Below are 17,411 nucleotides of genomic sequence, written 5' to 3'. Positions count from 1 at the left end.
GGCCTACGCTAAGGTGATGCAGAATCCACCTGCAGCACCAGCTACGGGCGACATCCAAGCGTGAGGAACCATGGCGAACGAGAAGAAGCCGGCAGAACAGTCCACGGAGGAGCCCTTGGTTCCCCAGGAGCCCGGTCAAACCGTGACCGGTCAGGACCAGGCGGAAGCCGGAATGGCCGGGACGGAAGCCCCGAGCGGTTCCAGCGCAGACGCCGCGGAAGCTGCGGAAGAGCTCACGCTCAGTTCAGAGGACGACGCCGCGGAGCCGGGCAGCGCCGAGCTGCCCGGTCCCGCTGTGGTCCAGGCCCCGCTGCCTGATCGCCTGCCCCACATCGGGATCACGCCCGCAACGGAAGGCCAGTTCCCGGGACAGCACCCCACTGACCCTTCGGCGCTGACGATTGCGGACAGCGACATCCGCCTCTCCGAGGGCGACGACGTTGCAGGCTGGATGCCCTCCACGGGCCGTGCACCTGAGGTATCGCCGGCTCCAGCGGAAGAGCAACCGACCGCCCCGGATCGTAGCGCACGCAGGAACAAGGAAGAAGGACCGGAACCGGCGTCGTCGCTGACTGCTGACCGGTTGCTGACCTCGCAGCAGCGCGCACCGATCGGCGGCTGGCGGCTGTGGCTGTACAAGGCGACTTTCGGCTACGTGAACGTCGGCGATTCCGACGCCGTCCGCATCCACCGCGCGCTCGAGCACCGGGTCAGCGTGCGGTTGGGGGAGCGGACCCGGTATGTTCCCGTGCTTTCCCGAAAGGGCGGAGTCGGTAAGACCACCGTGACCACCCTGCTCGGCATGGCCCTCGCTGACATCCGCGAGGACCGCATCATCGCCATGGACGCCAATCCGGACCGCGGCACCCTCTCCGACCGGTCACCCGGCAAGGCAGAGTTCACCGCACGTCAGCTCGTGCAGAACCGGTTCATGGTGGACTCCTTCGCCCAACTGTCGAGCTACGTTGCCCGGGACGGCTCTCGGCTGCACGTGCTCGCCTCGGACACCGACCCGGCGATCGCCCAGGCTTTTGATGACGCCGATTACCGCGCCGTCACCGATATTCTCGGCCGGTACTACTCCATCGTCCTCACCGACTCCGGCACCGGCATGGTCCACTCGGTCATGAAGGGAACACTGGAGAAGGCAGACGCCGTGGTACTCGTGTCCGGCGGCAGCGTTGACGAAGCGCGACTGGCATCAGAGACACTGTCCTGGCTTGAAGCTCATGGTCGGCATGACCTCGTCGAGAAGGCGATCGTCGTCGTCAATATGTCCTCCGGGAACCGCACCGACGTCAATGTGCAGGAGATCGAGGAGCACTTCCGCTCCCGCGTCAGCACCGTTGTACGCATCCCGTACGACCGTCACCTTGCGGAGGGCTCTCGCGTGGATCTCTCGAAACTTCAGCCCAAGACGCGGGAAGCCGTGGTGGAGCTCGCCGCGCTCGTCGTGGATCAGTTGCACTGATTCGTGGTTCACTACGACCTGGCGATCATCGGTTCCGGCTCCGGGAACACGATCATCACTCCCGAATGGGATGACAAGAAGATTGCGATCATCGAGGGCGGAACGTTCGGTGGAACGTGCCTGAACGTGGGATGCATCCCCACGAAGATGCTCGTTTATCCCGCAGACCTCGCGCGCGCACCCGACGACGGCGCCCGGCTGGGCGTCGACCTTCAGCACACGGCGACGAGGTGGGCGGACCTGCGCGACCGGGTCTTCACCCGGATCGACAGCATCTCGGAAGCGGGCAGGGTCTACAGGGCCGATGAACTCGACCACGTCGACCTGATCGAGGAGGACGTCCGTTTCACCGACCACCGCACCCTCGTCACCGATTCAGGTGATGTCGTCACGGCCGACCAGGTGGTCATAGCAGCAGGCTCCCGCGCAGTAGTGCCGGACATTCCCGGACTCGACCTGCCGCAAATCCACACGTCCGACACCGTCATGCGGCTGAGCGAGCTACCACAGCGCATGCTCATCATCGGCGGTGGTTACATTGCGGCGGAGTTTGCGCATATCTTTTCCTCGCTCGGCACCGAGGTGACCCTGGCTGTGCGATCTGATCGGATGCTCCGGGCCCTCGACGATACGATCTCTGAACGCTTCACAGAGCTCGCCCGATCCCAATGGGATCTTCTGACCAAACACCAGGTCCGGCGGGTGGACAGCAACGGTGACAGATGCGTGACGGCGACGCTGATGCGTCCGGATGGGTCCGAGACGGCGGTGGAGGCCGACATCGTGCTTGTTGCGACCGGGCGTACACCCAACAGCGACCGGGTGGGAGCAGGGGATATTGGTTTCGATCTGACCGATGACGGACGGGTCGCGGTGGATGCATTCCAGCGGGTGCTGCGCCAGGGTGAGCCGGTTGCGGGCGTGTGGGCGCTCGGAGACATTTCCAGCGCCTTCCAGCTCAAGCACGTGGCGAACCACGAAGCCCGGGTTGTCTCGCACAATTTGCTCCACCCTGATGCGCTTCATGCTGCAGATCATCGCTACGTCCCAGCCGCTGTGTTCACGCGCCCGCAGATCGCTACTGTGGGCCTTACCGAGGAACAGGCGCTGGAACGGGCTGAGAAAACCGGCTCACGGGTTGCTGTGGCGGTCCAGCAGTACGGGTCAACCGCCTACGGCTGGGCCATGGAAGACACAACAGGGATTGTGAAAATCCTGGCGGAGGAAGACACAGGCATGATCCTCGGCGCTCACATAATGGGGCACGAAGCGTCGAACCTGATTCAGCCCATCATCCAAGCGATGCACTTCGGCCTGGACGCTTTCACGATGGCCCGCGGCCAGTACTGGATACATCCGGCCCTCACCGAGGTGGTGGAGAACGCCCTGCTCTCGCTGAAGGCGCCCTCCACCTGACCTATCCGGCGGGCTGCACGCGCGGCTGGGAGTAGATCTCCTCAACCACGGAGGAGTAGTCCTTGAGCACTTGGGCTCGCTTGATCTTCATCGACGGGGTGAGATGGCCGCTCGCCTCCGTGAAGTCCTGCTCAACAATGCGGAACACCTTGATGGCTTCAGCCTGCGAGACCGACTCGTTCGCCGAATCAACCAGGGACTGAATCTCGGCCTGCACCGCGGAATGGCGCGCAGCCTCGGCCATGGTGGTGTTGGCCGGAAGGTCGTGCCGCTCCAGCCACCCGGGCAGCGCCTCCTCGTCCAGCGTGATCAGCGCGGAGATGAACGGACGCTGGTCTCCGACGACAACGCACTGGGAGACCAGGGCGTTGGCACGGATGGTGTCCTCCAACTGTGCGGGGATGACGTTCTTTCCACCGGCAGTCACGATGATTTCCTTCTTGCGCCCGGTGATGCTCAGGAAACCGTCGTCGTCGAGCTGGCCGATGTCTCCGGTATGGAACCAGCCGTCCGTGAAGGCTTCCTCCGTCAGGTCAGGGCGCTTGAAGTAACCCTTCAGGACGCACACGCCCTTGGCGAGGATCTCACCGTCATCAGCGATCTTGACCGCGTTGCCCGGGAGGGGAGCTCCGACGGTGCCGATCTTGATTTTCTGCGGCGTGTTCACGGAGATCGGTGCGGTGGTCTCGGTCAGTCCGTATCCTTCAAGGACCATGAGCCCGATGCCGTGGAAGAAGTGACCGAGGCGGTCGCCAAGAGGTGCGCCGCCGGACACGGCGTGTTGCACCCGCCCACCCATGGCCGTCCGGATCTTGCCGTAGAGGAGCTTGTCGAAGATGGCATGCTTGACCTTCAGCCCGAGGCCCACCTTGCCCGCCTGATCCGCCTTTGACCAGGCGATGGCGACGTCGGCACCGGCGTGGAAGATCTTGCCTTTCCCGCTGTCCTCGGCCTTGAGCATCGAGTTGTTGTAGACCTTCTCGAAGACGCGGGGGACCGCGAGGATGAAGCTCGGCTTGTAGCTCTGCAGATCCGGGAGCAGGTTCTTCACATCGGGAGTGTGGGCAACGGTGGCGCCTGCAGCCACGCACAGCACGGAGATGAATCGGGCGAAGACGTGCGCCATGGGAAGAAACATGATGGTCTGTGCGCCCTCGTGGGCCACCTCCGGCAGCGACTCGGCGGCGTTCTCGGAAAGCTCCACGAAGTTGCCGTGCGTCAGCTCGCAACCCTTTGGCTTTCCAGTGGTCCCCGAGGTGTAGATGATGGTTGCGACGTCGTCCAGGCCCGCGATGAGGCGGCGTTCCTCGAGCGCCGCGTCGTCAATGCCGGTTCCAGTCTCCCGGAGCGTGTCCAGGCCACCACCGTCGAACTGCCACACGTCCCGGAATCCCTCGAGATTCGCCGAGGCGACGGCCTGCCGGACCACGTTCTCATGCCGCCCCGACTCGACAAACGCGGCCACGGCGCCTGAGTCGCCAAGGATCCACGCAACCTGCGACGGAGAGGAGGTTTCGTAGACCGGCACTGACACTCCGCCCGCAAACCACACGGCGAAGTCCACCAGCGCCCATTCGTACCGCGTGCGCGCCATGATGGCCACGCGGTCGCCGGCGCCGACGCCTGAAGCCATCAGACCCTTGGCAATTCGGCGGACGTCGGAGAGGAAGTCCGTTGCCCGGATATCGGACCACTGCCCGGAGGCATCCTTGGTGGCAAACAGGGCAGGATTGCTTGCCTTCTCAGCCTGCTTCATCACCAGGTGAGTGGTGTTGCTGTCCCGGGGGACCTGCACTTTGGCCGGAACGCTGAATTCGCGCACAGGAATCTCCTTTGATCTTCGTCACATCCGTGAGACGTTCCTAGCCTATAGCTTTTCCGCAGGGGTTCTTACTCTCCAGTAATGTACAAAACGGTAACGGTAAAGCTTGCGTTCAGGACGGCGCAGTCCCAGTACGACGGCGGGAGGCCTGCTCCATGCAGACGGAACCAGAAGAGGGTCTCCTGGCCGACCGATTTCGCGCCGGGGCCGGCACGCGACGCCCACTTCGGGCGCCGCAGGCTGCGAGCACACGTTACGCTGCCCGCCCGCTGCGCGCTCGTGGGCTCGCCATAGGCATCGATATCGGCGGCACCAAGGTGGCTGCCGGCGTCGTCGACCCCACCGGTGAAATCATCGCCTCCGCCCGCAGGGAAACCCCCGGTCAGGATCCGAGGGCGGTCGAATCGGTGATCGTGGACCTGGTGCGCGAGCTCGGACGAGGTCGGCGCATCCGCTCGGTGGGTATCGGAGCGGCCGGGTGGATGGATCTGGACAACGGAACGGTGCTGTTCAGCCCTCATCTGGCGTGGCGCAACGAACCGTTGAGAGCGAATCTCGAAAAGGCCCTGCGACGGCGCGTTACGGTGCTCAATGACGCGGACGCGGCAGCGTGGGCCGAATGGCGTTTCGGCGCGGGCCGGGGCGAATCGCGGCTCGTGCTCATCACTCTCGGTACCGGAATCGGTGGCGCGATGATCATGGACGGTGTACTCGAGCGAGGCCGTCACGGAGTCGCGGGGGAATTCGGTCATCAGATCATCGTTCCCAACGGGCATCGCTGCGAGTGCGGCAACAGGGGCTGCTGGGAACAGTACGCCTCAGGCAACGCGCTCGGGCGGGAAGCCCGCGAACTTGCGACCGCCAATTCTCCGGTTGCGCAGACCTTGCTGCATGAGGTGAACGGAAACGTCGACGCCATCACCGGCACAGTGGTCACCCGCCTGGCGCTGCAGGGCGACCCTGTGTGCCGTGAGCTGATCGACGACGTCGGGCAGTGGCTCGGTCTCGGCCTCGCCAACCTGGGTGCGGCGCTCGATCCCGGGACGTTCGTCATCGGCGGCGGGCTAGGGGCGGCCGGGCAGCTCCTGATCGAACCGGCGCGGCGCGCATTCGAGCGCAACCTCACCGGACGCGGGTTTCGTCCCGCTGCACGAATCACGGCGGCGGCCCTCGGCCCCGAGGCCGGCCTGGTGGGCGCGGCTGATCTTTCCCGGATCCGGCACCGCCCGCTGCTGGGCCGGGCATATGGAACCCCGCCCTCAGGACGCCCCAGTGAGCGGCGCTAGGCAAGGGCGCAGCCAGACCTCGCAGCTGAACCTCGAAGCTAGACCTCGGCGCCGTCGTCGTCGTAATCTCGCGTCTTCGGAAGGCGGAAGATCAGGAAGGTGACGCTCGCGATGAAAACCGCCACGATGCCCAGCATCATGGTGCTTGAGGCGGAACGCCAGAACATCGCAATCAGCACCAGGGCTATGGGGCTGCCCACGGCACCCACCCAGGCAAGCACCACCAAGGGATCTCCCACGCCGAGGGCGGGAGGTTCGGGCGGCCGGAATGATCCGTCGTCGTCATCATCCGGCGCGGTGTGATCGCGGGGACCTGCGGGAGTCGGGGTGCGCTGAGACTCGAAGATCGCCCGTACGCGCTCCTCCGCCGAGGGCGCGGGGTCGGAGGAGGGCCGCTCGGGCAACTCGCTGCTCGGCGTTTCTTCCAGCCGCGCGACGAGGTCTTGCCACACGGCGTCGTCAGTAGACTCGTTAGGGTCCTGGGCTCGTGGACTCATGCGGTGATACCTGCTGTCACGTGCTTGATGAATGCTGCGGAGCGTTCGAAGATGAGCTCCTGGTCGTGGTCCATGGTGGCCACGTGGTAACTGTTCTCCAACCGTATTATCTCCAAGTCTGCACTCCCGATGCGCCGCTGTAGAACTTCCAGGCTGCTTTCGGGAACAATCCGGTCGATGTTCGACCGGAACACCAAAGTCGGAGCCGTAACCTGTGGGAGCCGTTCGGTGGTGTCACGAAAGAGACGCGCGAGCTGGTGGACGGCCGCAACCGGAGTCCGGGCGTAAGCGCGCTCGTCCATGCCTTCCTTTCTGATGTCGTTCCCGATGGATGGGACAGACCGAAGGAGATACTTCAGCACGCCCACATAGCGGGCGCGTGGGTCGGCAATGGTGAGCCCAGGATTGACGACGACGACGCCCGCCACCGACTCCAGCGCCGCCAGCCTCAGAGCGAGCGCCCCACCCATGGACAAGCCGGCTACGACTACGGCGTCGGTGTCCTGGGCGAGTTCCCGGTAAGCGGCATCAATGCCCTCATACCAGTGCTGCCACGGTGTTCTGGCCAGTTCCTGCCAAGTGGTGCCATGACCCGCAAGCAGGGGTAGCTTCACTGCGTAGCCCTGGTTTGCCAGGTTCTGCGCCCACCCGATCATGCTCGCCGGCGAACCCGTAAAGCCATGGCTGAGTATCACTCCGATCCGCGCATTCCTGCCCGAACCCGGAGACGAGTACGCTGCAAGTGCGGTATCGGCCGTCATGATTCCAATGGTGTCACCGTGTCCGGTCCACTGCCAGTGGCGCCCGGCACACCGTCCGCCCGTAGAGTAGTGTTCCGAGAAGCCCGTTTGCGGAACGCATGGTTATTGCCTGTTTCCAGATAATCGGAACATCCACGCAGGAAGGCTGGCAGAGTGTTCTACTGGATCATGAAGCGGATCTTTATAGGTCCCATTGTGAATCTCCTGTTCAGGCCATGGGTCAAGGGCCTGGACAACATTCCCGCTACCGGTGCCGCTGTCATCGTGAGTAACCATCTATCCTTCTCCGACTCAATCTTCCTGCCCCTGGCTGTGCCGCGGCCGGTGGTTTTCCTCGCCAAGTCGGAGTACTTCACCGGCAAAGGCCTGAAGGGCAAGCTCACCGCCATGTTCTTCCGGCTCAGCAACCAACTGCCGATGGACCGCTCCGGCGGTGCGGCGTCAGCGACGTCGCTCTCCGCAGGTGAGGAGATCCTGAAGTCCGGCGGGATACTCGGCATTTATCCGGAAGGCACCCGCAGCCCGGATGGCAGGCTGTACCGGGGCAAGACCGGTGTGGCCAAATTGATCCTTGCGACCGGCGTTCCAGTCATTCCTGTAGCGATGATCGGTACGGATAAAGTCCAGCCCATCGGCCGGCGTCTTCCGAACATCCGCCGGGTAGGAATCATCATCGGGGAGCCGATGGATTTCCGGCGTTATGCCGGAATGGGAGACGACCGTTTCATCCAGCGCTCCGTCACTGACGAAATTATGTACGCCCTGATGAGGCTTTCCGGCCAGGAGTACGTCGACGTTTACGCCAGCAGTGTCAAGGAACGTCTTGCCAGTGCGAAGACCGCAGGCAAGAAGGCGGCAAAGAAGCCGGAACGTGCAGCAGACCCGTCCCGCCAGGCAGCCGTTCGTCTGGAAGGTTCAGTGCCCGCACCGGCGGCGCCGTCGCCGTTGGACACCTCACTGCCGCCGAGCGCCGAAAGCCCTTTGCCCGGCGAAGTCCGCACGATCGGGCGTGAGGCTGGAGAAGCCGGCGACCCTCCAAAGACACCTGCTCGTGCCAAAAGAGCAAGGGCAAAGCACGAAGGGGATCCCAGCAGCCGGGCTATGTGACGGTACGGAAGCCTTCGGATGACAGGGGAGTCCGCCGTCGTGCGGCGAAGCCATTAGGCTTAAGCAGTGACCGAAACAACCGTGACCTCAGCGTCCCCTTCAGCAATAGCCGACCACGGTCTGGACAAGTGGCGGGAGCTCAGCATCTCCCAGCAGCCCAGCTGGCAGGACTCTGCGGTGCACCGGACCGCGATGAATGAGCTGTCCACCCTGCCTCCACTGGTCTTCGCCGGCGAGGTGGATGTGCTTCGGGAAAGGCTGGCGGCGGCAGCCCAGGGGAAGGCGTTTCTCCTGCAGGGAGGCGACTGCGCGGAAACCTTCGACGGCGCTACAGCGGACAAGATCAGCGCGCGTGTGAAGACCATTCTGCAGATGGCAGTGGTGCTTACCTATGGTGCGTCACTTCCTGTCATCAAGATGGGTCGCATGGCCGGGCAGTTCGCCAAGCCGCGTTCCTCGAATGACGAAACACGCGAAGGCGTAACCCTGCCGGCCTATCGGGGCGACATGGTGAACGGGTACGACTTCACTCCGGAGAGTCGGGGCCATGACGCATCCCGTATGGTGCGCGCCTACCACACCTCGGCATCGACGTTGAACCTCATCCGGGCGTTCACGCAGGGAGGTTTCGCGGATCTTCGTCTTGTTCATCATTGGAACAAGGGCTTCACCGCGAACCCCGCGCATTCGCGCTATGAGTCACTCGCGCGCGAGATTGACCGGGCTGTCCGCTTCATGGAAGCCTGCGGCGCGGACTTCGACGCGCTGACGCGCGTCGAGTTTTTTGCGAGCCACGAGGCACTGCTCCTCGAATACGAACGTGCGTTGACACGGACGGACTCCCGCACGGGACTGCCCTATGACACGTCCGCACACTTCCTGTGGATCGGGGAGCGCACCCGTGACATCGACGGCGCACACATCGACTTCCTTTCACGGGTCCGCAACCCGATCGGCGTAAAGCTCGGTCCCGGCACGTCCCCTGATGACGCATTGGCGCTCATCGACAAGCTGGACCCGAACCGTGAGCCCGGCCGCCTCACTTTCATCACACGCATGGGCGCCAAGAACATCCGGGAGAAGCTTCCCAACCTGGTGTCGCGGGTCACGGAGTCCGGGGCCCAGGTTCTGTGGGTGACGGACCCGATGCACGGCAATACGGTCACTTCCCCGAATGGGTACAAGACCCGCAACTTCGACGACGTCATGGACGAGGTCCGGGGATTCTTCGAGGTGCACAACGCGCTCGGCACCTTCCCCGGTGGGCTCCACGTGGAGATGACGGGTGACGATGTCGCCGAGTGCCTGGGCGGGGCGGATCCGATCGACCAGGAAGCCTTCCTCGACCGGTATGAGTCGGTGTGCGATCCCCGGTTGAACCACATGCAGTCCCTGGAGATGGCCTTCCTCGTGGCCGGCGCGCTCTCACGGCGCTGACGGTCTCTGCCAGTGACAGGAGCCAAACGGCAGAAGCCGCCGCTGTAGCCGTTTGGCTCCTGTCAGGTAACCGTTATGGTGACCGTTGAACCCTCAGGGTGTTCACCCGTGAGGTCCTGGCCGGCGACCAGTCCAAGAACCGGCCTGCCAAAGGCGTAGTCCACTTCGACAGTGAATCCGGCCTCCTCGAGCGCCGCAATCGCTTCTGCCTCCGGCTGGGAGAAGACATCCGGAACCTCGATGATCCGGGGACCCGCGGATAGCGTGAGCGTGACCGTTTCTCCCGGCCGGAGCTGACCGTCGGACGGACTCTGCGACAGGACGGAACCCGCCGGTACCTCTGCGTCGTTGACTGCCTCCGGGGCGATCTCACCGACCAACCCTGCATCCTCAAGCGCGCTGAGGGCTTCTTCCTCAGGCAGACCCACCACCGGGGGAACCGCAACCGGTTCAGGTCCCTGCGATACGACGAGGCCAATGGCGGTGCCCGCCGGGACTGTCTCGCCTCCCGCCGGGGTAGTGGCGATGACCTCCCCTTCGCCGACGGAGCTGCTGAACTGGCGTGTCACCTCTCCGACGTCGAAACCTGCAGCCACGAGCGAAGCCGCTGCTGTCGCCTCAGCGAGGCCGGACACCTCGGGAACCGCGAAGAGTTCTGGGCCCCGCGATACGATCAGCGCGATCTCTTCCCACGGCCGCACTGCGGCTGCTGGTTGCGGCTCACTCGTGATGACGAGTCCCTCAGCCACTGCGTCCGAGTGGACCTGCTCGGCCCTTGAGGACAGGCCGACCTGGGAAAGAAGGGCCTGCGCGACGCTCAGCGGGCGGTTGGAAACGTCCGGTACGGTTACGAGCGCGCCAGGACCTGTTCCGAGGAACCAGCCGGCTGCGGCGGCCAGCAGTGCCAGAAGGGCGAGAAAGGCGATCAGCAGTGCGCTGCGACGGCGACCATTACCCGGCCGCAATGCTTTCTGCGGTCGCTGTGCAGCTTTTGCCCGCTCTTTCTGGTGCGCCTTGAAGTCCCTGGCTGCAAGCTTCTCCCGAGCAGCCGGGTCGGGTTGCTGTTCGGGCTTTGGGCCTGCGGCTGGAACCGAATCGAATACGGTCGTGGGGTGTGAGCCTTTGCCCAGCACGGTGGTGGGGGACCCTGATCCGCCAATGGCTTCAGTGGGATGCGAGGGTCCGACTACCTCAGTGGCGGAGTATGGACCGGAAATGACTTCCGTGTGAGCGTCGCCGCCGGAATCCAAGAACTTTCCGGACGCTGCGGGTTCATGCTGGTGCTCGCTGCCCAGGTCGAGTTCGGCGTCGGTGAGTGTAGTCCTGATATGGCGCAGTTCGCCGAGTAGGGAATGTCCATCGACGGGGCGTTTCTCGGGGTCGACGGCGGTGCACCAGAGAACCAGTTCGTCGAGGTCTTCGGCCAGCCCAGGCACTCTGGTGGAAGGCGCTGGAACTCGCGAGTTCACGTGCTGGAACGCAACCCGAATGGGGGCATCTCCCTGGTAAGGCTGCGTGCCCGTAAGAAGTTCGAAAAGCATGATACCGGCCGAATAGATGTCGCTGCGGGCGTCCGCTGTCCCTCCGGTCATCAATTCCGGCGGCAAGTACGCCGCCGTGCCGACGAGGGTGCCGGTATTGGTTCCTGCGGACACTGCTCGGGCGAGCCCGAAATCGGCGATCTTGATCCCGCCGCGCTCCTCGAGCAGCACATTCTCGGGCTTCACGTCCCGGTGAATAAGCCCGGCGTCGTGGGCCGCGGCCAATCCCTCGATGACGGGGTCAAGCATGGCGAGTGCCTGGCGCGGGGTCAGACGGCCGCGCTCCCTCAGAAGGTCTCGGAGCGTTCTGCCGGGAACATACTCCATGACCAGGTAGGCGACTCCATGATCCGGTCCTTCTTCCACCCCTTGATCCAGAACTCCCACAACATGCGGGTGAGACAGCCTCGCAGCAGATTTTGCTTCGCGCTCGAACCGCTCAAGGAAGCGCTGGTCCTCGGCAAGGTGGGGGTAAAGAACCTTGAGCGCAACATCCCGCTCAAGGCGCTGGTCCGTCGCCAGGTAGACAGTGGACATGCCGCCGCGCGCAATCCGGGAACGCACGAGGTAACGGCCGTCCACGACGGTGTCCACCAGTGAGTCTCTCGCCCTCTCCCGCACCCTTCGATACTAAGTGAAACAGCGGCCGGCGCCCGCACCAACACAGATCGGTAGGGGCGCCGGCCGCTGTCTGGAAACAGCGATCCCGGGCGGGATTTAGCGGAAGTTCTTCTGGTGCGCCTTGATTGCTGCGACGTAGTTCTTGGTGTCCGAGAACATGCCGTGCGTCTGGACGGAGTATTGGCCCTGGTAGTAGGACGCGATGGCTATGTCCTGGTTCGGGCTGCTGCGCAGGAGCGCCTTGATGATCGCAACACCCGCGGTCGCATTGTCATAAGGGTCCAGGAGGTTCAGCTTCCGACCGACAAGGTCAGAGGCCCACTCGCCGGACATCGGAATCACCTGCATCGCGCCGATGGCGTTCGCAGGGGAGACTGCCCGCTGGTTGAAGCCGGACTCCTGGTAGGAGAATGCCAGCGCCAGGCTGGGATCCACACCCATCTTTCGAGCAGTATCTGCAACGATCGCCTTCATCTCCGCCTGTGAGGGCGCCGGAAGGTTGTTGAGGGTGTGCTTGTTCTTGTTGGCTTCCGCAACCACGGCGTCCGGGTAGGTGTAGTGCAGGAAGGTCGACGGCACAAGGTCGGCGGGCTTCTGTTGCGCGGGTGTCTTTGCTCCGCCCGGAATGGTCAGCTTCTTGCCGGGATAGATGATCGTTGTAGCGCTCAGCTTGTTCGCTGAAAGAAGCGCGTTCAAGCTCACCCCGTGCCTGGTTGCGATCGCGCCGAGGGTGTCGCCGGCCTTGATGGTGTAGGACCCGCCTCCGGCCGGCGCAGCAGGCTTGGGTGCTGCGGGCTTCGGGCCGGTCTGAACGGCCACGTTCGATCCCCCCAGCTTCAGCTGCTGTCCTGGATGGATGATCGAGTTCATCGAAAGTCCGTTAGCCGAGAGGACGGACCCTAGGCTCACGTTGTGACGGGCCGCAATGGCGCCCAGCGTATCGCCGGCCTTCACCACATAGGTGGCGCCGGAGGCGGGTGCAGGCTTGGGTGCGGACGCCTTCGGCGCGGGGGCCGCGGCGGGCCCTGAGAGCTTGATCTTCTGTCCGGGATGGATGACGGACGACATTGACAGCCCGTTGGCCTTGAGCACGGCCGCGAGGCTCACTCCGTGGCGGGCTGCGATCGCTCCAAGTGTGTCGCCCGACTTCACGGTGTAGGTGGCTGCCGACTGGCGGTTGACAGGAGCTGCCTGCTTGGCAGGGGCTGCGGTGGAACCGGAGAGCTTGATCTTCTGGCCCGGGTGGATGAGCGAGTTGACCGTCAGACCGTTGGCCTTGAGGACTGCCTGCATGGCGAGTCCGTGCCGGGCAGCAATGCCACTGATCGTGTCGCCTGCGCGAACGACGTACGTTGCGGGCGAGCTTTGCATGGGGACAAGCTTCGGCACCTGTGTTGCCACCAGGGAAGCGGGGATCACAGCGGAGTTGGCGCTGGTGGCCGGCATGGTCTTCAGCGGCTGGTATGCGACGTGGCTCGAGGCCGGCGCGGCTGCAGCTGGCGCCGCCAGTGCAACCGAGGAGAGTACGACGGCCGGAATTGCGGCGGAGGAAACCGCGATACCTAATCCTCGGTTCTTGAACGGGGTTGTGCAGGCGGCTGGCACGTTCAGCGGCGATGACGGGCGCTGGGCGGTCATTGTCTGTCCTCATCTGTATCGGCGGGCTTACCCGCATGGCAGGGCAAGGAGCGCCAGCCGATGCCGCCGTTATCCCCGAGACCCTTTGGTGCAGTTGATACACAAGTTGTTACTGTTACTTGTGTGACTTATGTGAATCTACACCATGAGCCACGTAGCACAACACCTCAGAAAGTCGCAGTATTTGCGCAGCATTGGCGTGTTGCCACTGGACGCTCCGAGGTCCGCCGCTGAGTGGAGTTGGAGCACGGAGGCATGGCACGCTTAAGGGCGTGAATACACTGGAAACCCTTGTGGGCGATTGGCTCACCCTTCCCGATGTCGCGGAAGCGCTTGACCTGTCAATCACCAAGGTCCATGGCCTGATCAATGAGCGCGCGCTCGTGTCGGTCCGCGTCACTGACCGGAACATCCGCTCTGTGCCCGCAGAGTTCATCACCGATGGGCATGTCCTCGAGAGCCTCAAGGGAACCGTTGCAGTCCTGGGCGATTCAGGCTTCTCGGACGAAGAGATCATCCGCTGGCTCTTCACGGAAGACGAGTCCCTGCCGGGTCGACCCATTGATGCACTGAAGGCAGGGCGAAAGACGGAGATTCGCCGTCGTGCCCAAGCTATGGCCTGGTAGTCACCTGCGCGTCATGCGAGGCCGCCGCGTCAGGCCGTGCGCGTGACCGCGGCCTCGGCAAGGAAACCGAGTGCGTCCCTGCAGACCGCATCCAGGGGTATCGCTTCCAGCGCCTGAAAGCTGGTGGCCGCCCGCTCGGCTATGAGGGCTTCAACTTCTTCTCGCGCACCGGTTTGATCGATAATTCCCTGCAGCTGGAACACCTCTTCCTGACTCATCACCGTGCTCCCGAGCCCAGCATTCAGGGCGTCCTTCTGCTCCGGGCTGCCGGCCTGCAAGGCCTTCGCTATCAGGACGGTCCGCTTGCCCTCGCGGAGATCATCCCCGGAGGGCTTACCGGTGACAGCCGGGTCGCCATAGACCCCGAGCAGGTCGTCCCGTAACTGGAATGCCTCGCCCAGCGGAAGCGCGAACGACGAGTAGCCGGCGAGCATTTCCGGTGTTGCCCCCGCAAGGGCGCCGCCGATACACAGCGGATGCTCGGTCGAGTACCTGGCGGATTTGAACCGCACGATGCCCAGCGCGCGTTCGGCTGCCTCAGCGGGGTCCCGATCCGGTCCGACAGCTTCCTCGAGCAGGTCGAGGTACTGCCCAGCCATGACTTCCGTGCGCATCCGGTTGAAGATCGCTCGCGCCGTGCGAAGCGTCTCTGGCGCCCCGGCGATGGAAGCGAACGCCTCCTCACTGAGTGACAGGCAAAGATCTCCCGCGAGGATGGCCGCACCGGTGCCGAAGTGCGCTGCGTCGAGATGCCAGCGCCCGTTATCGTGGCGGCCTTCGAACTGCTTGTGCACGCTTGGCGCACCACGCCTGATGTCCGACCGGTCGATGATGTCGTCGTGCACGAGCGCGGCCGCCTGAAACAGTTCGAGGGACATCCCTGCGGTGACGATGCCGTCGTCGTCCGTTGCTCCTCCGGCTCCCCTCCATCCCCAGTAACACAGCAGCGGCCGCATCTTCTTCCCGCCGGCGACCAGCCGTTCAATTGCGTCAACAAGGACGGCGCTGTCCGGTGATACGGACTCCAATAGGGTGCGCTGCGCGGAAAGGAAGTCCCGGGTGACTCCAGTAAGTGACTGACGGAAGCGATCCTGCTCGTCCTGGATAAGCGTGGAAGAAGCAGCGATACGGTCGGTCATAGGCCCAGTCTAGGCGCTCCTCATCCGGTGCTGTCCGCTGCGGTGACCGCCGGAGCGGTCGAATTGACCGTGGGCAGCACTAGGATGAGCACCATGTCCATCCGCTCCGATTCCGCTGGACCAGAGGACGCCGAATGCACCATCCTCCACGTGGACATGGACGCCTTCTACGTATCGGTGGAGCTTCTCTCGCGCCCGGATCTCCGCGGGAAGGCAGTGATCGCCGGGTCGCCGTCGGGCCGTTCAGTCGTATTGTCGGCCTCCTACGAGGCGCGGCGGTTCGGAGTCCGATCCGCCATGCCGATGGCCACTGCCATGCGGCTCTGTCCCCACGCGGTGATCCTCGAACCTCACCATCAACGCTATGCCGAGGTCTCCGCCTCTGTCATGGAGATCTTCGGCACCATCACACCACTCGTTGAACAGCTGAGTGTGGACGAAGCCTTCCTTGACGTGTCGGGATCCCTGCGCCGTCTCGGGCCGCCCCGGCGCATCGGTGAGCTCATCAGAAGCACAATTGCACGTGAGCTCGGCATCACTGCGAGCGTCGGGATCGCCTCCACCAAGTTCGTCGCGAAAATCGCGTCAACGCGTGCCAAGCCGGACGGGCTATTGCTGATTCCGGCAGCGCAGACCGTTGAATACCTGCATACACTCCCGGTGTCAGCGCTCTGGGGGGTGGGCACGAAGACACAGGAGGTTCTCGCGCGGCTCGGAATCAGGACCGTCGAAGATGTTGCACGGACACCCGTTTCCGTCCTGCAACGCACACTGGGCGCCACCGGCACACATGTTCACAGGCTTGCCTGGGGGAAGGACCCCCGGCCGGTGACGGTCAGCAGACAGGAGAAGAGTATTGGCGCCGAAGAGACCTTCGCGTCCGATATCGCTGACGACGACACTCTCCGCGCGGAACTGCTTCGCCTGTCGCACCGAACGGCCTCCCGCCTTCGGTCCGCGCAGTTGCGCACCTCTGGGATCTCCCTCAAGCTTCGCTATGCGGACTTCTCCACCCTCACCCGGTCGCGGCGGTTGGCGGAGCCTACCGACAGTGCCCACGCCGTCTACGTCGCGGCGTGCCAACTGTTGGAGTCGCTGGGTGAACGTCCGCTGAGCGTTCGACTTATCGGAATACGGGCGGAGAAACTCGAATCTGCGGCCGGCAGTGCGCACCAGCTGACGATCGACCGCCAGGACGACAATTGGCGTCTTGCCGAACAGGCGCTCGACCGCGTGAACGGCAAGTTCGGCGCTTCAATGATTATCCCGGCCCGGTTATTGAGACCCCCGTCCGGGACAGCAAACGGGGAGGCATCCAACGAGCCGTCGAACGGCTGATTTCGGGCCTTGCAGGGGTCTCCGGCGGCCGGGAGCGGCTTTCCCTCGGGGTGAATGCAATCTATCCTTATTACTAGGGATCGACCAGGTGTTGACCCACTCAGATCAGAAAGCCGCAGCGAACTCGTTGCGGTGGCAGCCGGGAACTAGTTCCCGGCTGAACTCGTTGTTTGGGTTTGAGGGTTTCGGTACCAGTAGCAAGGAGGCAGTGATGGCACTCTCGGAACACGAGCAGCGGCTGCTTGACCAGTTGGAACAACAGCTTCACGCCGACGATCCCAAATTCGCCCACTCCATGGCGTCGAGTACCACTCGCTCGATGTCCACCCGCCGTATCGTGCTCGGTTCGCTCGTGACCATTGCCGGTATCGCGATCCTGCTACTCGGCATCTGGAATCAATTCATACCGGTGGGTGTCCTGGGCTTCCTCATTATGGGCGCCGGTGTTTACTACGCAACAACCAAGACCAAGCTGGACGGCGCCGCCCCGGGAGCCGGCAAAACGGCCAAGGCGTCCAGCTCGCCGCGCGGCGGTTTCCTCAGCAGTCTCGAAGAAAAGTGGGACGAGCGTAAAAGGGATCAACCCTAAGCTCCCCACCTCCTCCACTTTCCCCCACAGGGCCCGCCAAAGGCGGGCCCTGTGTCGTTTAATCGCCACAAACCGACGTTGATGCCCCCTGGCAGCACCACATTCGCAATATCCCCTCCACA

The 17,411-nt window shown here is 63.8% G+C and carries 14 protein-coding genes; 8 read left to right on the top strand and 6 right to left on the bottom strand.

Features of this window, described 5'->3' with window-relative positions:
- The first annotated feature begins 70 nt into the window (after nt 1-70).
- Nucleotides 71-1,471 (top strand): MinD/ParA family ATP-binding protein, encoded by a 1,401-nt coding sequence (locus AC5RU3_RS06915; protein ID WP_458116931.1) that lies wholly within the window; start codon nt 71-73, stop codon nt 1,469-1,471.
- A gap of 3 nt (nt 1,472-1,474) precedes the next feature.
- Entirely contained in the window at nt 1,475-2,887 is a 1,413-nt protein-coding gene (locus tag AC5RU3_RS06910) for a mycothione reductase (protein WP_493965105.1), read from the top strand.
- 1 nt (nt 2,888) lies between these two features.
- Here the strand turns inward: AC5RU3_RS06910 and AC5RU3_RS06905 are convergent, their stop codons facing one another.
- Nucleotides 2,889-4,709, bottom strand: coding sequence for an AMP-dependent synthetase/ligase (locus tag AC5RU3_RS06905; RefSeq protein ID WP_458116932.1), 1,821 nt, complete (start codon nt 4,707-4,709; stop codon nt 2,889-2,891).
- A 155-nt stretch (nt 4,710-4,864) separates the two neighbouring features.
- Between AC5RU3_RS06905 and AC5RU3_RS06900 the strand changes: the two genes are divergently transcribed.
- Nucleotides 4,865-5,995, top strand: a complete 1,131-nt coding sequence (locus AC5RU3_RS06900) for an ROK family glucokinase (protein ID WP_458116933.1) — start codon at nt 4,865-4,867, stop codon at nt 5,993-5,995.
- Nucleotides 5,996-6,033: 38 nt separating this feature from the next.
- Here the strand turns inward: AC5RU3_RS06900 and AC5RU3_RS06895 are convergent, their stop codons facing one another.
- A complete protein-coding gene (locus AC5RU3_RS06895; protein ID WP_493965104.1) occupies nt 6,034-6,492 on the bottom strand; it encodes a hypothetical protein in 459 nt (152 codons plus the stop codon).
- Entirely contained in the window at nt 6,489-7,253 is a 765-nt protein-coding gene (locus tag AC5RU3_RS06890) for an alpha/beta hydrolase (protein ID WP_493965103.1), read from the bottom strand. Before AC5RU3_RS06890 ends, AC5RU3_RS06895 begins: the two co-directional genes overlap by 4 nt.
- Before the next feature lie 153 nt (nt 7,254-7,406).
- Between AC5RU3_RS06890 and AC5RU3_RS06885 the strand changes: the two genes are divergently transcribed.
- Nucleotides 7,407-8,360: a lysophospholipid acyltransferase family protein gene (locus AC5RU3_RS06885; RefSeq protein WP_493965102.1), complete on the top strand. Its 954-nt coding sequence runs from the start codon at nt 7,407-7,409 to the stop codon at nt 8,358-8,360.
- A 66-nt stretch (nt 8,361-8,426) separates the two neighbouring features.
- Nucleotides 8,427-9,797 (top strand): class II 3-deoxy-7-phosphoheptulonate synthase, encoded by a 1,371-nt coding sequence (locus AC5RU3_RS06880; RefSeq protein ID WP_458116937.1) that lies wholly within the window; start codon nt 8,427-8,429, stop codon nt 9,795-9,797.
- A 62-nt stretch (nt 9,798-9,859) separates the two neighbouring features.
- On the opposite strand, the gene AC5RU3_RS06875 is transcribed toward AC5RU3_RS06880, so the two are convergent.
- Nucleotides 9,860-11,959 (bottom strand): protein kinase domain-containing protein, encoded by a 2,100-nt coding sequence (locus AC5RU3_RS06875; protein ID WP_493965101.1) that lies wholly within the window; start codon nt 11,957-11,959, stop codon nt 9,860-9,862.
- Nucleotides 11,960-12,055: 96 nt separating this feature from the next.
- On the bottom strand, nt 12,056-13,597 hold the full coding sequence (locus tag AC5RU3_RS06870; protein WP_309070879.1) for a LysM peptidoglycan-binding domain-containing protein: 1,542 nt from the start codon (nt 13,595-13,597) through the stop codon (nt 12,056-12,058).
- Between the two features lie 272 nt (nt 13,598-13,869).
- On the opposite strand from AC5RU3_RS06870, the gene AC5RU3_RS06865 reads away from it, so the two are divergent.
- Nucleotides 13,870-14,223: an Rv2175c family DNA-binding protein gene (locus tag AC5RU3_RS06865; RefSeq protein WP_309070880.1), complete on the top strand. Its 354-nt coding sequence runs from the start codon at nt 13,870-13,872 to the stop codon at nt 14,221-14,223.
- 29 nt (nt 14,224-14,252) lie between these two features.
- On the opposite strand, the gene AC5RU3_RS06860 is transcribed toward AC5RU3_RS06865, so the two are convergent.
- On the bottom strand, nt 14,253-15,362 hold the full coding sequence (locus AC5RU3_RS06860) for a polyprenyl synthetase family protein (protein ID WP_309123698.1): 1,110 nt from the start codon (nt 15,360-15,362) through the stop codon (nt 14,253-14,255).
- Nucleotides 15,363-15,455: 93 nt separating this feature from the next.
- On the opposite strand from AC5RU3_RS06860, the gene dinB reads away from it, so the two are divergent.
- Together dinB and AC5RU3_RS06850 are read left to right on the top strand one after the other, a co-directional pair.
- Nucleotides 15,456-16,700, top strand: a complete 1,245-nt coding sequence (gene dinB / locus AC5RU3_RS06855) for a DNA polymerase IV (RefSeq protein WP_309070882.1) — start codon at nt 15,456-15,458, stop codon at nt 16,698-16,700.
- A 211-nt stretch (nt 16,701-16,911) separates the two neighbouring features.
- Complete coding sequence (locus AC5RU3_RS06850; protein ID WP_309070883.1) at nt 16,912-17,289, top strand: SCO2097 family morphological protein; 378 nt, start codon at nt 16,912-16,914, stop codon at nt 17,287-17,289.
- Nucleotides 17,290-17,411 lie beyond the last annotated feature (122 nt).

The organism is Arthrobacter sp. MDB1-55 (genome assembly GCF_059092925.1).
This window is presented reverse-complemented; position numbering and strand designations above follow the sequence as displayed.

Excerpts from the sequence above, each read along its gene's own strand:
- AC5RU3_RS06895 (WP_493965104.1), bottom strand. The coding sequence starts at position 6,492 with ATGAGTCCACGAGCCCAGGACCCTAACGAGTCTACTGACGACGCCGTG.
- AC5RU3_RS06870 (WP_309070879.1), bottom strand. The coding sequence starts at position 13,597 with ATGACCGCCCAGCGCCCGTCATCGCCGCTGAACGTGCCAGCCGCCTGC.
- AC5RU3_RS06890 (WP_493965103.1), bottom strand. The coding sequence starts at position 7,253 with ATGACGGCCGATACCGCACTTGCAGCGTACTCGTCTCCGGGTTCGGGC.
- AC5RU3_RS06860 (WP_309123698.1), bottom strand. The coding sequence starts at position 15,362 with ATGACCGACCGTATCGCTGCTTCTTCCACGCTTATCCAGGACGAGCAG.
- AC5RU3_RS06915 (WP_458116931.1), top strand. The coding sequence starts at position 71 with ATGGCGAACGAGAAGAAGCCGGCAGAACAGTCCACGGAGGAGCCCTTG.
- AC5RU3_RS06900 (WP_458116933.1), top strand. The coding sequence starts at position 4,865 with ATGCAGACGGAACCAGAAGAGGGTCTCCTGGCCGACCGATTTCGCGCC.
- dinB (WP_309070882.1), top strand. The coding sequence starts at position 15,456 with ATGTCCATCCGCTCCGATTCCGCTGGACCAGAGGACGCCGAATGCACC.
- AC5RU3_RS06850 (WP_309070883.1), top strand. The coding sequence starts at position 16,912 with ATGGCACTCTCGGAACACGAGCAGCGGCTGCTTGACCAGTTGGAACAA.